General features: G+C 64.6%; 20 protein-coding genes and 1 pseudogene. 12 read left to right on the plus strand and 9 right to left on the minus strand.

Annotation, left to right across the window (positions count from 1 at the left end; translation table 11 throughout):
- From ACT6SE_RS10105 to ACT6SE_RS10115, 3 genes and pseudogenes are all read right to left on the minus strand, one after another.
- A pseudogene (locus tag ACT6SE_RS10105) lies at positions 1-2,400 on the minus strand (response regulator).
- Complete coding sequence (locus tag ACT6SE_RS10110; protein ID WP_046430516.1) at positions 2,393-2,860, minus strand: response regulator; 468 nt, start codon at positions 2,858-2,860, stop codon at positions 2,393-2,395. The pseudogene ACT6SE_RS10105 and the gene ACT6SE_RS10110 overlap by 8 nt, the downstream one beginning before the upstream one ends.
- Positions 2,857-5,094, minus strand: a complete 2,238-nt coding sequence (locus ACT6SE_RS10115) for an ATP-binding protein (RefSeq protein ID WP_046430517.1) — start codon at positions 5,092-5,094, stop codon at positions 2,857-2,859. Before ACT6SE_RS10115 ends, ACT6SE_RS10110 begins: the two co-directional genes overlap by 4 nt.
- Positions 5,095-5,357: 263 nt before the next feature.
- Between ACT6SE_RS10115 and ACT6SE_RS10120 the strand changes: the two genes are divergently transcribed.
- Entirely contained in the window at positions 5,358-5,651 is a 294-nt protein-coding gene (locus ACT6SE_RS10120) for a hypothetical protein (protein ID WP_014647137.1), read from the plus strand.
- 16 nt (positions 5,652-5,667) lie between these two features.
- Here ACT6SE_RS10120 and ACT6SE_RS10125 read toward each other — a convergent pair whose 3' ends face one another.
- Both ACT6SE_RS10125 and ACT6SE_RS10130 read right to left on the minus strand, forming a co-directional pair.
- A complete protein-coding gene (locus ACT6SE_RS10125; RefSeq protein ID WP_046430520.1) occupies positions 5,668-6,153 on the minus strand; it encodes a TspO/MBR family protein in 486 nt (161 codons plus the stop codon).
- A gap of 71 nt (positions 6,154-6,224) precedes the next feature.
- The gene (locus ACT6SE_RS10130) at positions 6,225-8,420 is read right to left on the minus strand and encodes a hypothetical protein (RefSeq protein WP_444811152.1); all 2,196 of its coding nucleotides are present in this window, start codon (positions 8,418-8,420) and stop codon (positions 6,225-6,227) included.
- Between the two features lie 133 nt (positions 8,421-8,553).
- Between ACT6SE_RS10130 and ACT6SE_RS10135 the strand changes: the two genes are divergently transcribed.
- Entirely contained in the window at positions 8,554-9,033 is a 480-nt protein-coding gene (locus tag ACT6SE_RS10135) for a GNAT family N-acetyltransferase (protein ID WP_046430525.1), read from the plus strand.
- 22 nt (positions 9,034-9,055) lie between these two features.
- Here ACT6SE_RS10135 and ACT6SE_RS10140 read toward each other — a convergent pair whose 3' ends face one another.
- Both ACT6SE_RS10140 and ACT6SE_RS10145 read right to left on the minus strand, forming a co-directional pair.
- On the minus strand, positions 9,056-10,174 hold the full coding sequence (locus ACT6SE_RS10140; protein ID WP_046430527.1) for a sensor histidine kinase: 1,119 nt from the start codon (positions 10,172-10,174) through the stop codon (positions 9,056-9,058).
- Positions 10,175-10,344: 170 nt separating this feature from the next.
- Positions 10,345-10,731, minus strand: a complete 387-nt coding sequence (locus ACT6SE_RS10145) for a DUF3693 domain-containing protein (RefSeq protein ID WP_088375551.1) — start codon at positions 10,729-10,731, stop codon at positions 10,345-10,347.
- Positions 10,732-10,871: 140 nt separating this feature from the next.
- On the opposite strand from ACT6SE_RS10145, the gene ACT6SE_RS10150 reads away from it, so the two are divergent.
- The 9 genes from ACT6SE_RS10150 to ACT6SE_RS10190 all read left to right on the plus strand — a co-directional run bounded on the left by ACT6SE_RS10150 (position 10,872) and on the right by ACT6SE_RS10190 (position 15,646).
- The gene (locus ACT6SE_RS10150; RefSeq protein ID WP_088375550.1) at positions 10,872-11,099 is read left to right on the plus strand and encodes a hypothetical protein; all 228 of its coding nucleotides are present in this window, start codon (positions 10,872-10,874) and stop codon (positions 11,097-11,099) included.
- Positions 11,096-11,272, plus strand: a complete 177-nt coding sequence (locus ACT6SE_RS10155) for a hypothetical protein (protein WP_164072163.1) — start codon at positions 11,096-11,098, stop codon at positions 11,270-11,272. The genes ACT6SE_RS10150 and ACT6SE_RS10155 overlap by 4 nt, the downstream gene beginning before the upstream one ends.
- Entirely contained in the window at positions 11,262-12,368 is a 1,107-nt protein-coding gene (locus ACT6SE_RS10160; RefSeq protein WP_164072162.1) for a replication initiation factor domain-containing protein, read from the plus strand. The genes ACT6SE_RS10155 and ACT6SE_RS10160 overlap by 11 nt, the downstream gene beginning before the upstream one ends.
- Positions 12,369-12,372: 4 nt before the next feature.
- Positions 12,373-12,672 carry a single-stranded DNA-binding protein gene (locus tag ACT6SE_RS10165; RefSeq protein ID WP_164072161.1) on the plus strand — a complete coding sequence of 100 codons (300 nt, stop codon included), beginning with the start codon at positions 12,373-12,375 and terminating at the stop codon, positions 12,670-12,672.
- A 3-nt stretch (positions 12,673-12,675) separates the two neighbouring features.
- Entirely contained in the window at positions 12,676-12,867 is a 192-nt protein-coding gene (locus ACT6SE_RS10170) for a hypothetical protein (RefSeq protein ID WP_016044714.1), read from the plus strand.
- Positions 12,868-12,883: 16 nt separating this feature from the next.
- A complete protein-coding gene (locus tag ACT6SE_RS10175; protein ID WP_185752904.1) occupies positions 12,884-13,021 on the plus strand; it encodes a major capsid protein in 138 nt (45 codons plus the stop codon).
- A 119-nt stretch (positions 13,022-13,140) separates the two neighbouring features.
- Positions 13,141-14,151, plus strand: a complete 1,011-nt coding sequence (locus ACT6SE_RS10180) for a virulence factor TspB C-terminal domain-related protein (protein WP_279934097.1) — start codon at positions 13,141-13,143, stop codon at positions 14,149-14,151.
- Positions 14,151-14,435 carry a DUF2523 domain-containing protein gene (locus tag ACT6SE_RS10185; protein ID WP_016044717.1) on the plus strand — a complete coding sequence of 95 codons (285 nt, stop codon included), beginning with the start codon at positions 14,151-14,153 and terminating at the stop codon, positions 14,433-14,435. Before ACT6SE_RS10180 ends, ACT6SE_RS10185 begins: the two co-directional genes overlap by 1 nt.
- The gene (locus ACT6SE_RS10190) at positions 14,432-15,646 is read left to right on the plus strand and encodes a zonular occludens toxin domain-containing protein (protein ID WP_099562428.1); all 1,215 of its coding nucleotides are present in this window, start codon (positions 14,432-14,434) and stop codon (positions 15,644-15,646) included. The genes ACT6SE_RS10185 and ACT6SE_RS10190 overlap by 4 nt, the downstream gene beginning before the upstream one ends.
- Positions 15,647-15,769: 123 nt before the next feature.
- Here the strand turns inward: ACT6SE_RS10190 and ACT6SE_RS10195 are convergent, their stop codons facing one another.
- Positions 15,770-16,144, minus strand: a complete 375-nt coding sequence (locus tag ACT6SE_RS10195) for a hypothetical protein (protein ID WP_164072196.1) — start codon at positions 16,142-16,144, stop codon at positions 15,770-15,772.
- 67 nt (positions 16,145-16,211) lie between these two features.
- Positions 16,212-16,619: a DUF3653 domain-containing protein gene (locus tag ACT6SE_RS10200; RefSeq protein ID WP_318317897.1), complete on the minus strand. Its 408-nt coding sequence runs from the start codon at positions 16,617-16,619 to the stop codon at positions 16,212-16,214.
- A gap of 146 nt (positions 16,620-16,765) precedes the next feature.
- On the opposite strand from ACT6SE_RS10200, the gene ACT6SE_RS10205 reads away from it, so the two are divergent.
- The gene (locus tag ACT6SE_RS10205) at positions 16,766-17,146 is read left to right on the plus strand and encodes a DUF3653 domain-containing protein (protein ID WP_046430529.1); all 381 of its coding nucleotides are present in this window, start codon (positions 16,766-16,768) and stop codon (positions 17,144-17,146) included.
- Positions 17,147-17,186 lie beyond the last annotated feature (40 nt).

The following is a 17,186-nucleotide window of genomic DNA, read 5'->3' on the forward strand; positions in this document are numbered from 1 at the left end:
TCAGCGCGGCGCAGCCTCCAGCGCGGTGCGCACTGCCAGCGCAAGGTCACTGCGGGTAAATGGCTTTGGCAGCAGGGCGGCTGCACGCCCCTGCGCGCCAACCGCATCGTGGTCGCGTGGATAGCCTGACGTGAACAGGACCGCGATTGCCGGCCAGCGTTCACGTACCTCACGCACCAGCTCCCAGCCGGACATGCCCGGCATCACCACGTCCGAGAACAGCAGGTCGACCTTGGTGTCCGGCCGTTCCAGCAGCCGCAACGCCGAGGGGCCGTCGTGCGCTTCCAGCACGCGGTAGCCCAGCAGGCGCAGCGCATCGACTGTATGCGCACGGACATCGTCGTTGTCCTCGGCCACCAGCACGGTTTCCTCGCGTGGCGAGTAGCCGGCCAGGCCCGTCTACGGGACGCGAGCCTCGCAAGGCAGCGCCAGAGGCGAGCGCGGGAACATCATGGTGATGCTGGTACCGCCGCCTTCCACCGAATCGATCAGCACGTGGCCACCGGACTGCTTCACGAAGCCGTGCACCATCGACAGGCCGAGCCCGGTGCCGCGGCCGACCTGCTTGGTGGTGAAGAACGGCTCGAACACGCGCGCCAGGGTGGCCGCGTCCATGCCGTGGCCGTTGTCGCGCACCCGCAGCATCACATACTCGCCGGGGGAAGCATCCGGGAACAATGCGGCGTAGTCGTGGTCGAGGTGGCTGTTGTCGACTTCGATCACCAGGCGGCCGCCGTGCGGCATCGCGTCGCGCGCATTGACCGCCAGGTTCAGCACCGACGCTTCCAGTTGGCTGATGTCGATCTCCACGCACCAGATGTCCTCGGCGGTGCGGATGTCCAGTTGCACCAGTTCGCCCAGCGCCCGCCGCAGCATGTCCTGCATGTCCAGCAGGCACTCGTTGAGGTTGGCTGCCTGGCTGTGCAGCGGCTGGCGCCGGGCAAAGGCGAGCAGGCGCTGGGTGAGGCTGGCGGCACGGCCAACCCCCTTCAGGGCATTGTCCAGGGCACGGCTGGCCATCGCGCCGGCTTCGCCGGCCCGTTCGCTGAGCAGCATGGCGTGCTCGATGTTGCCCGAGATCACCGTCAGGATGTTGTTGAAATCATGCGCGATGCCGCCGGTGAGCTGGCCGACCGCCTCGATCTTCTGCGACTGGCGAAGCGCATGCTCGGCCTGCCGCCGCGCAGTAGTTTCCACCGCCTCCGATACCACGGCGGTGGCCACGCCGTCGGCGTCCAGCAGCGGGCGCAGCGAGACATCGAAGCTGCGCCGGCCGGTGGGCAGTTCCAGCTCGAGGGAATGCAGCGAGTTGCGACCCTGCGCCGCCGCGGCGACGGCCTGGTCAACCACCGCGCCGACGCCGTTGGTGTTGGCGAACCACAGGGATTCGCCGAAGCGCTGGCCGACAATGTCCTTCTTGTCCGCCAGCACGGCGGCCAATGAAGCGTCATTGGCATCGACCACGCGCCCGGACAGATCCAGCAGCACCTGATGCTGGAAGCTGGATTCAAAGATTGCCTGCAGCCGCCGTTTGCTGGCCCGCAGTTCGGCGGTGCGCGCCTGCACCTGCTGCTCCAGGGCCTGGTTGTCCTCACGCAGGGCCAGTTCGGCCTGCTTCAACACCGATACGTCGCTGCCCATGCAGATGTAGCCGGCCACGCTGCCATCGGCGGCATGCTCCGGCACGCAGTCCATCTGCACGAATCGTGACTGGCCGCTGCGATGCACGAGCTCGACCTGGAAGCTGGTGCGCTCGCCCTGCAGCACGCGTTCCAGGCTGGGGAGGGCACGTTCGAAGGCGCTGATGCCGCTGACATCGCGGGCAAGGCGTCCCAGCAATTCGGCCTGGCTCACGCCATGCCAATCCAGGAACGCCTTGTTCGCGAAGCGGTAGCGGTGGTCCTTGTCGAGCCGGGCGATCAGCGCCGGAACGGCGTCGGTCACCTGCTGCAGCTGCGCCTGGCTCTCGTTGAGCGCAGCCTGCGCCTGCACCAGCTGGTTGCGCTCGTGGGCTTCCTGCCGCGCGCGACGGATGGCATCCGGCAAGCGCTGCAGGCGCTGCTTCACCACATAGTCGCGTGCGCCGCGGGTCAAGGCCTGCACGGCCAGCTCTTCGGTCAGGGTGCCGGAGACGAAGATGAAAGGCGTGTGCGGGATGCGCTCGCGCGCCAGCGCAAGGGCGGCATCGCCATCGAATCCGGGCAGTACATGGTCGGCCAGGATGATGTCGAAGGGGCGATTGTCGATCGCCTCGATGAACGCATTGCGGGTCCACAGCCGCTCGGCCTCGAAGTCGAGGCCTGCGCGCTGCAGCTGTGCGCTGATCAGCTCCGCGTCAAGCGCGCTGTCCTCCAGCATGAGGATGCGCAGGCGCTCACTGCGGCGCGATCCATCACGCATGGTGCTGCCCCGAACCGTTGGGCCGGTGCGGCGGTGGCTGGTTGGTGATGCCCCAGAACATGCCCAGCCCCTGGATGGCATCGAAGAATTCCTTGAAATCGACCGGCTTGACCACGAATGCATTGACGCCCAGTTCGTAGCTCCGCACCAGATCCTGTTCCTCGCGCGAGGAGGTCAGCATCACGATCGGGGTGCTGCTCAGCTGCGCGTCGCCACGGACCTGTTCGAGCACTTCCAGGCCATTGACCTTGGGCAGCTTCAGGTCCAGCAGCACCACGACCGGGCCGCCGTGCATGGCGCCGGCGAACTTGCCTTCGCAGCGCAGGTACTCCAGCGCCTCGGCGCCATCGCGCACGTGGATGACGTCGTTCAGCAGCTGGCAGCGTGACAACGCGGCCATCGTCAGCTCGGCGTCTTTGGGGCTGTCCTCGACCAGGAGGATCGGCCGCAGGTCCCTCATGGGTGATCTCCTGTGGAACGGGGTAGGGTGAAATGGATCGTGGCGCCCTTGCCGGGTTCGCCCTCGGCCCAGGTGCGGCCGCCGTGGCGGCCGATGATGCGGCGCACATTGGCCAGGCCGATGCCGGTGCCTTCGAATTCCTCGACGTGATGCAGGCGCTGGAACACGCCGAACAGCTTGTCCACGTAGCGCATGTCGAAGCCGCAGCCGTTGTCGCGCACGAAGAAATGATCTTCGTCGTCGTTGCGTTCGTGGCCGACCTCGATAACCGCCTGCTCGCGCTCGCGGGTGAACTTGATCGCGTTGCCCAGCAGGTTCTGCCAGACCAGGCGCAGCATGGTCGGATCGGCCTCGACTTCCGGCAGCGGCGCCAGCGTCCACTGCACCTCGCGGCCGGCATAGTCCAGGGCCAACGTCCTGCGTACGTCCTCGGCCAGCGCAGCCATGTCCAGCCGCACCCGGCCCACCGTCGAGCGGCCCATCTGCGAGAAGCTGAGCAGGTCATCCACCAACGTGCCGGCAGATTTCGCCGATTCCACGATGGTGTCGAGGAAGCGACGTTCGGTGTCGTTGAGGCGCTCGCCCGCAGAGCTGCCCAGCAGCTCCGAGTAGCCGACGATGTGGCGGAAGGGAGCGCGCAGGTCGTGGCTGACCGAATAGGAGAACGCTTCCAGTTCCTTGTTGCTGCGCACCAGCTGTTCGTTCAGCTCCGCCATTTCCTCGGCCTTGCGCAGCACGATGTCGACAATGGCGGTGCGCATTTCGTGCGCGGCATCGCAGTCGGCATCACTCCACGGCAGGCTGCGCTGCTGCACGGTCTCCTTCCACGCCTCGAACGAGTTGCGCGGCGACAGGGCCACGCCGGGTGCATCGGTCTTGCGCGGGTCGCCCCCCCAGCGCACGGTGCGCACGACCTCCGGCCGGAACCACATCAGGTAGCTGTGATGGAGCTGCGAGATCGACACCGCCAGCAGGCCACTGGCCACGTCGGTCAGGTGCGCGGCAGGCGACCAGTCGGCGGCGAGATGATCGGCGCAGTACATTTCCTGCCCGGCGTGCTGGTTGGCCAGCCAGTCGGCCAGGGCCAGCACCTCGCTGGGGGGCGGGCACTGCCCCACGCGCATGCAGTCCCCCTTGTGCACGATGGCCGCGCCGGCCGCGCCGGTCAGGGACAGCAGGCTGGCCTCATCGTGGCGCAGCGCCGCCATGAACTCTTCGTCCCCGGCCATGCGTGCCAGCAGCTTGACCAGCACCGAGCGACGGGCCACGCGTTCCTCGATCGCGCGCGCGCGCTCCTTCAGCGCGATCTGCAGCGACAGGATCTGGCCCATGAACTCACAGGCCGTACGCACGTGGTACGGCAGGCGGCGCGGCTGCACCGCGTGGCAGGACACCAGGCCCCACAGCCGCCCTTCGTGCACCAGCGACACGGACATTGATGCCCCGGTGCCCATGTTGCGCATGTACTGCAGGTGCACGGGCGAGACGCTGCGCAGCACGGCCAGGCTCAGGTCGGTGGGCGGCGCGTCGCGATGCGCTTCCGCGCGCAGCAGCGGCGCAGGGGTGTAATCGCTGTCCGCAATCAGGCGCACCCGGTTGCGGCGGTACAGCTCACGCGCCTGGGCGGGGATGTCCGATTCGGGGAAGCGCAGGTCCAGATAGGATGGCAGCAGGCCGTTGCCGTCCTCGGCCACCACCGTGCCATTCCAGCCTGCATCGAACTGGTAGACCAGGGTGCGGTCGAAGCCGGTGAGGCGTCGCACATGCGCGGCGGCCAGCCTGCACAGGTCTTCCACCGTCGTGGCGGTCTCGATGCCGGACATCAGCTCGCGGATCGCCGGGTACAGCTCTTCCAGCGAACCGGGCTGGCCCGGAACCGGCGCCTCCAGTTCAACCAGAAGGTCGGTTGCAGACCGGTGCACGAGCAGCTGGTGGCGGCCATGGCCATCCAGATGCACCGCGCCCACGTGTGCGCTGCTGCCAACCGTGGCCTGCTGCAACACCGCCTGGAACGGCGCCAGCACGCCACCCATCACCTCGGCGACGTGTTGCATCAACGGCTCGCCGAACTGCTGCAGCAGGGCGGGGTGGCTGATGGCGCGCTCACGCACCTGCAGCGAGTGCGGTTCCACCACCAGAAGCACACCGTACGGCTGGATCGCGCCGGGGGTATGGATCGGTTCGCGCGCGCAACGCGACAGGGCAGCGTCGTGCGTGGGCTCAGCAGAAGGCATCAAGGGCGGGACTCATGATTCGTGAAGGGCAGGAACGACCCAGCGGTGTATCCGGTAACCATGGATGGTGAAGCAAAAGAGCGTATCCGCCTACCTCCCTGTGCATGTGGCGTGTCCTCCATCTGAAACTGAATTCTTCATACAAGCAGCGATGCGCATGCGGCAGGCGTCTCTGCCGGCTTCGCGGCCAGTGCATCTGCGCTGCACGCCGGCTCGACAGCGGCTGCCCTAGGGTGGCTCGACTTCCGTCGGATACCACGCCCGTGAACCTGCAGACCCTGCCTTCTACGCCGTACCGCATGCTGGCTGACAGTTGCCAGTTCGAACTGCTGGATGTGGATGCACTGCAGGACCCCGCCAGTGGCCGGTTGCTGCACCTGTATTCGCTGGTGGCCCGTTGCCTGTCCTGTGAGACGGTGTTCAAGGCCGAAGAAGGACAAGGGCTGGTCAGCCATTCGTCGGCGCGTGTGGTGCGTTGCCCCACCGGCTGCGGGCAGCAGGCGTTCAAGCCGGCGCTGCTGAGGAACTGGCGCCCACAGGTCGTGGCCCAGGCGTAAGCGATGCGGCGCGCTATCACAGCAGCCCGGGGTTGGCACGCCAGACTGCGAAGTTGAGCGCCGAGGCGAAGCAAATCCAGGCCAGATAGGGCAGCAGCAGTACGGCTGCCATCGTGCAGACGCGCACGAACGCGAGCATCGTCGCGCACACCAGCGCCACCAGCACCAGGATGTCGGCGAAGGCGAGGGCGCCCAGCTTCCAGCCGAAGAACAGCCAGCTCCACAGTGCATTGATGGCCAGCTGCACCAGATAGAGCCACAGCGCAGGCCGCGCGCCGCGCCAGCCGCGCTCCCGCCAGACCAGCCACGCCGCAATCGCCATCATGGCGTACAGCAGGGTCCAGGCCGGGCCAAACACACCGGCAGGCGGCGCCCATGCAGGCAGGACGAGGGTGGCATAGAAGCTGGCGGCGGACGTCGAGGCCCACGCGCCCAGTGCGGCGGCGGCGAAGGTGATCGCCACCCATCCCAGAAGGCCATAGGCCTGTGTGCGCTTGTTCATTGCGTGCAACTCGTCAATTGGGGCGTCGGTGTATACGCACCGGGGCCGCCAATGGATGCAGACGGTTGCCTTCAGTGCGACGAGCCTGCAGCACCCGTGCCCTGGCCCGCTGGCAGCAGCGAAGGTTGCTGGTCAAACCACTCGCGTGCCTTGGCCAGATGCCATTGGCGCTGGTCGCCGTCCAGCTCGATGCCCGCACCCAGCAGCCCCCACCGTAGATAGAGATCACCGCGCTTGCGCTGTTCCAGCAGATCCAGCCGCGCGCGTACCGACAGGCGGTCGTTCTCGGCCTGCAGGCCATCGATGACCAGATGGCCAGGGCGCCAGCGCAGCGTCGCCTGCGCCTGTACCTGTCCGGAATCCAGCAGGGACAAGGTCCAGCGTGGGTAGTCGGTGCGCTCTGCGAACAGCGCCAGCAACGGTCGCGCATCGCTGAGATCGAGGTCCGTGGTGGCATCCACCTGGAACGGCGACTGCGCATCGATGCGCCCACGCCTGAAGGCCGCGCGGCCTTTCCATGCCGTCGAGCCCTGCGTGCCCGCCACCTGCACGTTGCGCAGCACGACCGTGGTGCCGGACAGATCGAAATGACGCTGGTTGAAGTCTCCCCGGCGCAGTGTTGCGTTCACGTCGATATCGCCGCCCATGTCCAGCCCTGCCACCTTTGCACTGGCGTTGCGCCCCAACAGCCGGGCCGTGCCATGGCCGACGCGCCCGTCGGTATCGAGGGTCGCATCACCACTCACGGTGCCGGTGCCACGGAGCAGTCGCACCTGGGGCGAACCCAGGTAGCGGTTGTAGGCGGTCAGATCAGGGATGGTGGCTTCACTGAAGCGCAGCTGCGCGCGGACGCCTTTGCGCAGTTCCTGCAGGCGGCCATCGCCGGTCAGGTCCAGGGCCAGATCCCGGCCGTCGAACAGGCGTACGTGCTTGGCATCGCTTGGCCGCGCGGTGAAGCGGGGCAACCGGACGGCCAGCCGCGCCTGGCTGGGCGTGCCGGCCTTCAGTTCGCCGTGGGCACTGGCCGTGCCTGCCAAGCGCACACCCGCCACCTCGGCCACGGCTTCGGCCGCAGGAATGTCCACGGTGCTGCCTTCGGTCCGCTCGCCGTTGCGAAGGCGCAGGTCCGCCTTCAGCGTGCCGCCGCCATCCAGCTGCAGCCACGGCTTGCGCACGAACAGGGCAGGGATCCAGTTGAGCGAGGTGAACGTCCATTCGCCGCGCACTGTGCCAGAGCTGCGTTCCAGCAGCTGTGCGGGCTGTTGGAAGGGAATGTCCCGGCCACTGATATGCAGATCGGCATCCACCTCGCTGCCTGAACCGGACTTTGGCGGCAAGCGGGCCTGCAGGCGCAGGTCCTTGGCCACATTGAGTTGCAGCGCCAGCATGCCGCGATCGGGGGCGCCGTCGCCCAGGTAGAGCGGCACCTGCCACAGCGCGTGGTCGCCGGGCTGCAGTTGGCCATCGATCAGGTGGAGTGCGGCCTGCAGCCGTCCGGGCACTGGTGCGCTGGAGATCTTCGGCGTTGTGGCATTGGTGTCCATGCGCAGGCCCTGGCTGCGGGCATCGACCTCGAGCTGGGCATGCAGCAGCTTCAACTTGGCCAGGCCGGGCGCCTGGTCCCGATAATGGCGCGGATAGCTGAAGCGCGCGGTGAGATCCATGTCGCCCAACAGCTGCACGCCGTCAAAACTGGTGTCCGCATCGCTGAATGCAACCTCGGATTCGAACAGTTCCGACGGCCCGCCGCGCAGCTGCTTGAGGAAGCCCACCGTGCCCTGGCCCTGGCCGATGATCAGCAGCTTGCCGAAACGTGCGCTGCGGATACTATCGCTGTGGATGGCGTCGAAGCGCAGGGTCCAGCCCCGGTCGCTGCGCGGCGGTGGCGGGATGGCCTCTTCCACGCGGCTGATCTCGGCCGAAACCCCGGTGGCCTGCAGCCGGGGCACCCGCACCTCGCGCTGGAACAGGGGCAGCACCGCCAAGCGAGCGCTGGCGCGGTCGGCGTGCAGCACGTAGACCGTGTGGTTCACATGGCCGCGCATGTGCACGTTCCAGGCGATGACATGGCCTGGCAGCACGGTAATGGCCGGCCCAGTGGTCATCACGAACTTGTGCGGCTTGCGGTTGGTGACCTGGTCAAACAGCGGTGTGTTGAGGAAGATGTTGCCGGCCAGCAGGTACAGCAGGTAGATGCCCAGCAGGACGCAGGCAGGAACACGCCACCGTCGAAGCCGGTGCGGGATGTGCGCGGAAACAGGGGGCATCTACTGCTCTGAAGGCCGGAATATCTGCAACTATTGCCGAGCCGATGGCGGTGGCGCGTGAAGCAGCTACGGAGCAGGCGTTGGATTCTGGTAGTGTCCGGCCTGGTCACCACCACAGATCTGCAGGAGTCGCATGGATATCCGGCCCGCCCGTGCAGGCGATTTCGACGTGATGTGGGGCATGTTCAAGCAAGCCATTGCGACGCAGGATGCACTGCCCTTTGCTGGCTCTTTCGCCGTCGAGACGTTTCGCGCGCATTGGTTCCAGGCCCAGGCACCTCATGTAGCTGTGCTGGAGGGCCGGGTTGTGGGCATGTACAAGATGGGCCCGAATTTCCCTGACCTTGGGGCGCATGTGGCCAGCGCCACGTATGTGGTCGACGCCGCGACACAGGGGCGGGGCGTGGGCCGAGCCCTGGTGGAACACAGCCTGGAGCGGGCGAGGGCGGAAGGGTTCCTGGCCATGCAGTTCAATTACGTGGTCAGCACCAACGGCCCGGCGGTGGCGCTGTACCGGAAGCTGGGGTTTGCGGTGGTTGGAACGCTGCCAGAGGCCTTCCGGCATGGCAGGCGCGGGTTGGTCGATGTCTTCGTAATGCACAGGTTCCTGTAGTGCCGTCGCCAGGTCGGCCGCATCAATCAGCATTCTTCGGGAGTGTGATGACGAATGAGGTGCGGCCATCACGCCATCGTCCATGGACAGTGCCGCGGTGCGCGTGGCAGATTTCCCGCACCAGGAACAGGCCGAGACCAAGGCTCGCGTGTTCTCCCTGTGACGCGTTGTGCGAGCCTCGGCGCAAGGGATCGAACAGGCTGTTGAACGCTTCGTCCGACAGTTCGGCCCCCGTGTTGCTCACCGTGATCAGGATCTGGTCGGCGAGGCCCTCAAGGCTGATCCGCACATCGGTGCCGTGTTCGCCGTACTTTGCGGCGTTGGTCGTGAGGTTGTGAACCGCCTCGCGCAACGAAGAGGCATCGAAGCAACCGCGGGCATCGCCTTCAACCTCATACGTGATAGGGACGTGGGGCAGGGCAGCGCGAAGCAATTCGACTTCCTCGCCAAGCGATTGGGCAAGATCGCAGTCCACCGGATGAATGGCCATCCCATCGCCCAGCTTGCTGCGGCTGTAAGCCAGCAGGTCGTCCAGCAGCTTGTTCATGCGCATGCTGCCGTTGATGATCCGCTCGGCCTGCTTGGCCAAAGCTGGGTCCTGCAGCCCACTGGCCAGGGTGTCTGCCGAGAAGATGATCGCTGCCAAGGGGCCTCGGAGATCATGCCCGAGCGCCGCGAGGAAGATCTGCCGCCAGGATTCGACCTCGGCAGAGAACTGAGCAAGGGATTCGGCCACCGCCTGGTCGATGGCCTCATTGAAACGAAGGATGTCATCGATCGATGAAGTGACCAGCCGCTGGTCGGATGCCCATCGCCGAAGTACCGAAGCCCGAAGCGCTCGATACTCAGCCACCATCTGGTTGAGGCCAAAGCCGGCGATGGCGCGGGTTCGGCCATGATAGGACGCGGCGGACTCGGGGCCGGGTTTCAACGGTGCAAGCCCGTGGGACTTTGCGAGCTGCTGGGAGTCTGTCTGCGGCGATCTGAGATCGTCTATGACCGCCTGAAGAATCTGGGGAAGATGATTCCGAAGTTGCTTTGCGCTGAACTCGACGGTATCGGGTGCCTGCGTTTCGGCGAATGCCACCGCGTCGTCGAGGATTTCTCGCGCATTCCGTTCGATAAAATCAGCCAGGCGCATCGCCAAACCCGTCCTTAAGTGGTGCGCCGAGCCTACACGAGGGCGTTTGGATACGGGGTGAGAAGGGCTCGGCCTGTGGGGCGCGGTTCTGCCGGTGTTGGGGCGGCCATTTGAAGGGGGAGCCTGCAGCGCGGGTTGGGCCCGGGCGGCGGTCGCCCGGGCCAGTCTGGCTAGAACATAATATACATACCGCCGTTCTCGGCACCGCTAACCGCCTGAATTTGGGCGGTTTTTTCGTTTGCGAGGCCCGGCATCGACAGCGCTACCAGCGCGACGACCGCAGCCGCCGCGCTCATTCTGTCCAGCATGAGGCGCCAGAGGGCACGTTCCGTTGCGGAGGTAGCGCGCTCGGCATGGATCATCGCAATCCACGTTGGCCCATCCAGCTTCGCCAGCGCGCAAATCTGCGCAATTCGCTCATCGGCCAGCGGCGTGTCGCCCTTCCGCCAGCGGGACACCAGTGACCGGGTAACGGTCAGCCTTTCAGCCAAAGCCATATCGGACGCGAGATTCAAGCGAATTTTCACGTTGTCAAGTAGTTCGTTGACGGCGGTCATGGCGGCTCCAGTTGATCGATCAGTTGACACGTGTTTCCCGATCAGTTTACATGCCCCACGTTGAGTGATCACTCAACACCCGCCACCGGCACCCCAAGGCCGTTGGCGGGTTCTCTTGGGGCTTGGGGCAGGGGATAGGGATGACCAACCCGCTCATTACCTTCGTGCTGCTAGTGGCCATCGTGGCCGTGTCGATTGGCGGCGCTCGCATCGTTTCGTGGCTGCTCGACAGGCGTGACTACACCGCCTCGCAGCGGTCCCGCGAAGCCCTGGTGATTGCACTCGCACAGGCTGAGATTGCCGCCACCAAGCGCGGTGACCTGCTCGCTGCCGCTGAGCTGGCCGATGCACAGGAGCGAGTCGCATGAGCATTCATTCCTTTGCCGCCGAGCTCGCGGAGGCCGATATGGGCCTCTTCGCATGTGCGGTACTGATTGTCGTCTGCCTCGGCGGCGCGATGGCTTCAATTGTGATTGAGCAGGCATGGCTTGGGATCCGTCGCCTGTGCAAGGTCTGGAAGGACCGCGCCAATGGTCGGTGATCGCGCGGTGCTGGCCGGGTCGGGACTCCCCTCGTCTAACAGGGGAGTCAGTGAATTCAGGAACCCCGAGGGAACCCTGACGGTCGGCATTGACTGGTTCTCCGCTTCCATCGATCTGCGCGCAGCGCTGGACGAGGTTGCGTTCCGTGATGGCGACAGTTTCGAAGAGGTCCGCCAGTGGATCGAGTTCTCCCCGGACAATGCCCGCATTGCGGCCTTGCAGGTGTTCTGCTGGTTCTTCGCCGGTCTGGGTCTTGAACTGGATGAAACGGCCGGCGGCGGCCGCTTCTACACGTGGCGAATCAAGATCATCGACGCGGCCAAGAAGTTCGTCGGGATGATCGAACTGGGTGGCGAAGAGTGCCGCCGCGCAGATGGTACGTATACCGCCCGCATCGAGCTAACCGGTGATGGATGCAAGGCGATTAGCGCAGCGCGCTGCGGCCATGCGCAGCGGTGGCTGGAGCTTCGAGCGAAGCTCGAAAGCTGCGCCGGGAGGATCACCCGTGTCGATGTGTGCGCCGATGACCTGGTGGGCGATTACCCGTTGCGCATGGCACAGAAGTGGTACGCCAATGGCGACTTCGACAACCGTGGTCAGCGCCCCAAGGCGCAGCTGGTGGACGACTACGACAGCGGCGACGGCAAGACGTTCTATGTGGGCGGCAAGAAGTCGGAGAAGCAACTGCGCGTCTACGAGAAGGGCAGGGAACAAGGCGACAAGAGTTCGCCGTGGGTGCGCTATGAGGCGCAGTTCCGCAACTCCAATCGCAAGGAACTGCCGCTCGACATTCTGCGTGATCCGGCCTCCTACCTGCTCGGGGCTTATCCGGTCCTGTCCTTTCTGCGCTGTGTTGCTACGCGCATCGAAATCACGAAAGCCGCCGTTGAGGCGACGTGGAAGAGCGTCCGTCGCCACATCCGCCGCCAGTACGGCGCGGCCCTCAATTTCATCGCCAAGAACTGCCCAGACGATCAGGCATTGCGGGCGGTAATCGAATCCTGCACTTCGCCATCGCTGCCGAAGTGGGTCACAGGTGACACAGCAGCGCATTGGCCCGAAATCGCGGCCGTACAGCAAACCTCAAAGGGGTAACGAAATGATCAAGGTCACCGTACTGGATTCGCAGATCAACGAGCGTGGCGGCAGCTTCACCAACGACCGCAACGAGAACGTTGAATTCACCACCCGCAAGCAGCGCGCCAAGCTGGAGGCGGACGGTTTCGCCTATCCGTTCGACGTGCGCCTGGACAAGGGTCAGCCGGGCTATCAGGCGGGCGAGTACGAGCTCGACGTCCCGGCCATGTTGCAGGTCAACAAGGGCGTTGCAACCCTGAGCAAGTTCACCGTGCTGCGCCCGCTGCAGAAGGCTGCGCCACGCCCGGCAGCGCAGGCCTGAGTCATGGCGCGGTACGTCTACGAATGCCTGCAATTCAACCAGCAGACCGGCACCTGTGAGCAGGCTGCATTCGTGCCGCGCACCGATATTCCCGCGCTTACCACTGCCGAAGTGTCGGGGATTCTGTCCATGGTTGCGGTGTGTTTCGCCGTGGCATGGGCATACAAGCAAATAGGCAGAACCATCCGTAACTAGTGAAAGGGGAAACATCATGGAACTCGACGCAACCGCCGCATTGACCGTTCTGGCCTCACTGGCCGCTGTCCTGGGCACCATCGGCGCCGCCAAGCTGGCACCGGCCGCAATTTCGGTCGGCTTCAAGTGGATCAAGGGCGCGATCTTCGGTTGATCGCAGTAGCACCGGGGCCGGGCAATCCGGCCCCTTTCTATGGGGGATTGGTGATGCTCGGTCTATTCGTTCTCTGCGTCGGCAGTGCGGCGCTCTACATTGCGTTCGGGGATTGATGCATGCGTCTGTTGCTCATCGCTGTGCTGATCCTTGGCGGATTGTGGCTTCCCGCTGAGGTCCGCGCCGCAGCGGATTGCCCCATTAATGGCACTTGCGATCAGGGCAAGGCGTACGCCATGTGTGCTGCAGCAGTTCAGCGGACGATGGACTACTTCAACTCTCGTACGAGCCAGTGGGGAAAGCCGGTCGTTCGACAAAGCTGCCCAAGCGTTAACGGTTCTTTTGGTGAGAAGTACTTCACTTGCGCCGTGCAGGAAGGTCCCAACGGCGGCGTCGTACGCTGCATGAATGCAGCTGGCGACGCGAATACTCAGCAGTTCTATTGGAAGGATGCTTGTTCCGCACGGCCGGAAGAGCTTGGTTGGGAGGGTGGCTCGACGGCGGCTTCGGTGAATGCGTGCCACAACGGTTGCATGTATTCCAGTTCTCTCGATCCGGCTGGTGTCGCCGGTTTTAGCTACCTGCCTACGGGCGGCACTTGCACGGAATCTGACGCTCCAGCGCCCACGCCTGCCGGTGACGGCGGTGGTGACGATGGTGGAGGCGGTGGGAGTGAAACCGGCGGCGGTGATGGTGACGGGGACGGGGGCGGGGGCGACGGTGGTGGTGATGGCGATGGGGGAGGGGATGGCGGTTCCGGTGGTGGTGATGGCGATGGCGATGGTGATGGAGATGGCGACGGGGATGGCGATGGAGATGGCGACGGGGATGGCGATGGCGATGGCGGTGAGAACCCTAGCCTTCCCGAAAATCCCACATATCCCGGCGACGTTCCGATGCCGTACATGGATCCGCCCATTCCAAGCAGCTACCTGGGGCAATGGTCTAGTGGCCTTGGTGGCGGTTCCTGTCCCGCTGCGAAGGTCATCACTGTTGGCGTTGGACCTGTCTCCACGACCGTCAGTTTTGAATTCGAACCGCTCTGCGATTTCGCGCTGATGATCAAGGGCTTGGTCATCGCCTGCGCCGGGATCGTAGCTGCATATATCGTTGCAGGAGTGCGCAAATAATGCCGTGGTTAGCAGCCTTCCTCGTCCAGCTTCTGGGCAACTCTCTCGCCCGCGTCCTCACTGGCGCTGGCCTCGGTCTCGTAACAGGTGCAGCCCTGTTGCCGCTTGTGAAGGGTGCATTGAATCTCATCACCCAGAAGTGGTCAGGCATCGCAGCCGATCTCGCCAATGTGATGCTTATGGCCGGGGCAGGGGAGGCCATCACCATGATCGGCTCTGCCATCGTGACCAAGGTGGTCATCGATGCAGGCAAGGTCGCCGTACAGAAGGCAGCTTCCAAATGATGTATCTAATCTCCGGGCAACCCGGCAACGGCAAGACCTTGCGCGCAATGTCGATGGCGCTTGAGTTCTACGAGCAGAACCAGCAGCAGGTAAAGGAAGGCAAGGCGCAGCCGCGCCGATTCTTCACCAACATCGCGGGCGCCACAGTAGAGGAGGGCGCAGGCGCTTTCCCGTGGATGGAAAAGTTGCCCGATCACAACGACTGGACACAGCTTCCGGACGGCTCTTTTGTGATCTATGACGAAGCGCATTCCGATGGCAACACACAGGGGCTGGAGCGTTACGGCAAGCTGTTCCCGTCCACCGGAAAGCCGGGTGAATCCGATGATCCTCGCATCCGTGCCATGTCCACGCATCGGCATCGCGGTTTCGATCTTGTGTTCGTCACGCAATGGCCGAACAAGATTCACCACCAGGTGCGCACGCTCATTGGCTCGCACACGCACATGAATCGTTCGTTCGGCATGCAGCGGGCAGGCGTCCTCACTTGGTCGCGCGTCCAAAGTGATCCGTACGATGAGAAGGTGCGCGACAAGGCCGAAGAAGAAATCTGGGCTTACCCCAAGGCGTTGTATACCCGTTACCGCAGTGCGACGCTGCACACGGCGAGCCACAAGTTCAAGGTACCTAAGAAGGTTTGGCAGGCGCTTTCCGTCACTATCGCGCTAGTCCTTGGTGTCTGGCTGATCTATGCGTTCATCATCAAGCCGCCGTCGGCACCAAAGAAGGTGGATCAGGGGGCCGGTGCTTTGCCGGCGGCTGGAGCCCTGGCGCCCTTGGGCGCGGGCGGGCCGGCGGCACGGCCCCTCAACCGTGAGGAGTACATCGAACGTCACAAGCCGCGGATTGAGTTTCAGCCGTGGTCGGCACCCGCCTTCGATGATCGCAGCGTTCAATCGCAGCCTGAGCTCTATTGCATGGCATCCGGCACAACCGAGCAGGACACTACATGTACGTGCGTAACGGAGCAGGGCACCAAAGCCAAGATCTCGATCCCGGTGTGTGTAGCGATCGCGCGCGATGGCCCGGCCTATAACCCCTATCGGGCGCCCCGGCAGGAGGCTGATCCTCGTCGGGATGATCCGCACCGGGGCGTCGCTCAGTCTGAACCATCCAGCACGCGCGAACCGTCTCCGCACGCGCTCGTTGAGGTTGGTAAGCGCCCTATGGGCACGTTCCCCGAATCGCCGCCTTATCCGGCCAGCTTCTGACAATGCGTCTCCGGCCGGCCTATACTCTTCGTATGAACTGGCGTCTAGACATTCACTACTGGGTTGCCCGATGGATGGATCGGGCGTTCGCGCGTCAGCAGGCGCGCCAGAAGAACTAAGCCGTCACGGACAGGTCTCGCCGGGGACGTTTTCCCAGCCTCCAGGTATCCGGCGGAACAGAACGCCTCCAATGCAGCGGATTTCGCCGCGCTGTTGCTGCTCGCGGCGCTCCGCCTGTTCGCGGTACATGCGAATCTGGGCAATCTTCGCTTCCTTGGCAGGGTTTGGCTCTGTCTTCGGCGCTGGGATCGCGGCCGTCGTCTCTGGTTGCGCTGGCGGCGCGTTGAAGCGTGCATTCCATGCATTCCCGGTTTTCAGGTGCAGCCAGATCCCGGCACCGGCCATTCCGAGCAGTAGTACCGCCCACAAGCCCATCCATGGGAATTCCCAGCGCGGCTTCGGCAGTTCGGGTAGGTAATCCGGTCGTTTGCGTTCCATACGGCCCCCAAGGCGTCCTGCGCGCATTCTATCCGGGGTGTAGGGGCAGCGCCCCTACGGATGCGCCTCACACGCGCTGGCGGCGTGTCGGCCCCGGTACCGGCAGGACTGCCACAGGTGGCTCGGCGTCGGGACCAGCCATCACCCCGGATAACCGCTTTTCGGTGCGTCGCCGGACAGCATCTCGGAGATCTACAATTTCGGCAGCCTTGTACGCCAAGGGTTTCCGGCGATCTCGAGCTCGAATCTTCGAGCTCGAAGCATCCTCCATCAACCTTCGCCATTCCTGCGCCTGCGCAGCAGTGAGCGACAGCCAGGCCAGATCTTCGGGCAGCAACTCGCGGCCTTCGGGTGTGACCAGTCGGCCAGCCTTAAACGAAAAACCGGCCCAAGGGCCGGTTAGGTTCCGATCACGCACAATCAGGCTCCATGCCGCAACAGGGTCAGGGGGCGAGGCAAGAGCCGTGCCAGCCACCCCCTCAGGAGTTTGAACATAATATACATTATGCGAAATGCTGTATCGGCCTTGGCACGATTCGTCGGATCAGCGTGGCAATGGCTGAGCCTCTGGCTCGGCTCTTGCCTGCGCCCTCAATCCCCGGCCAAGGATGAGATCGCGGCATGATTGAGTTCGACCCGCACCACCGTATCGACTTGACCGGCCCTTGGGCCGGTTTTTCTTTCCTTGGTGATCGCCTGATCACGCCCGAAGGCCGCGAGCTGGAACCGCAGGATCTGGCCTGGCTGTCGCTCACCGCCTGCCAAGCGCAGGAATGGCGACGGATGATGGAAGCTGCACGCTCGGCGCCGTCGATCGACAGTTCCAAGCGTGGTGGCAATCTTCCTGCAGTAACGTGGGATCGTCCTGCCACTGTCGTCAATCTGCGGGACGTGGTGAGCCGGCGCAAACAGCGGTCGGCGGTGGCGATGGCTGGCCCTGACGCCGAGCCACCTGCAGGTGTCCTGCCGGTACCGGGGCCGAAACGCCGCCAGCGCGTGTGAGGCGCTTCCGTAGGGGCGCTGCCCCTACACCCCGGCTAGA

This window comes from Stenotrophomonas sp. LC732 (genome assembly GCF_052446685.1).
GTDB lineage: Bacteria > Pseudomonadota > Gammaproteobacteria > Xanthomonadales > Xanthomonadaceae > Stenotrophomonas > Stenotrophomonas muris.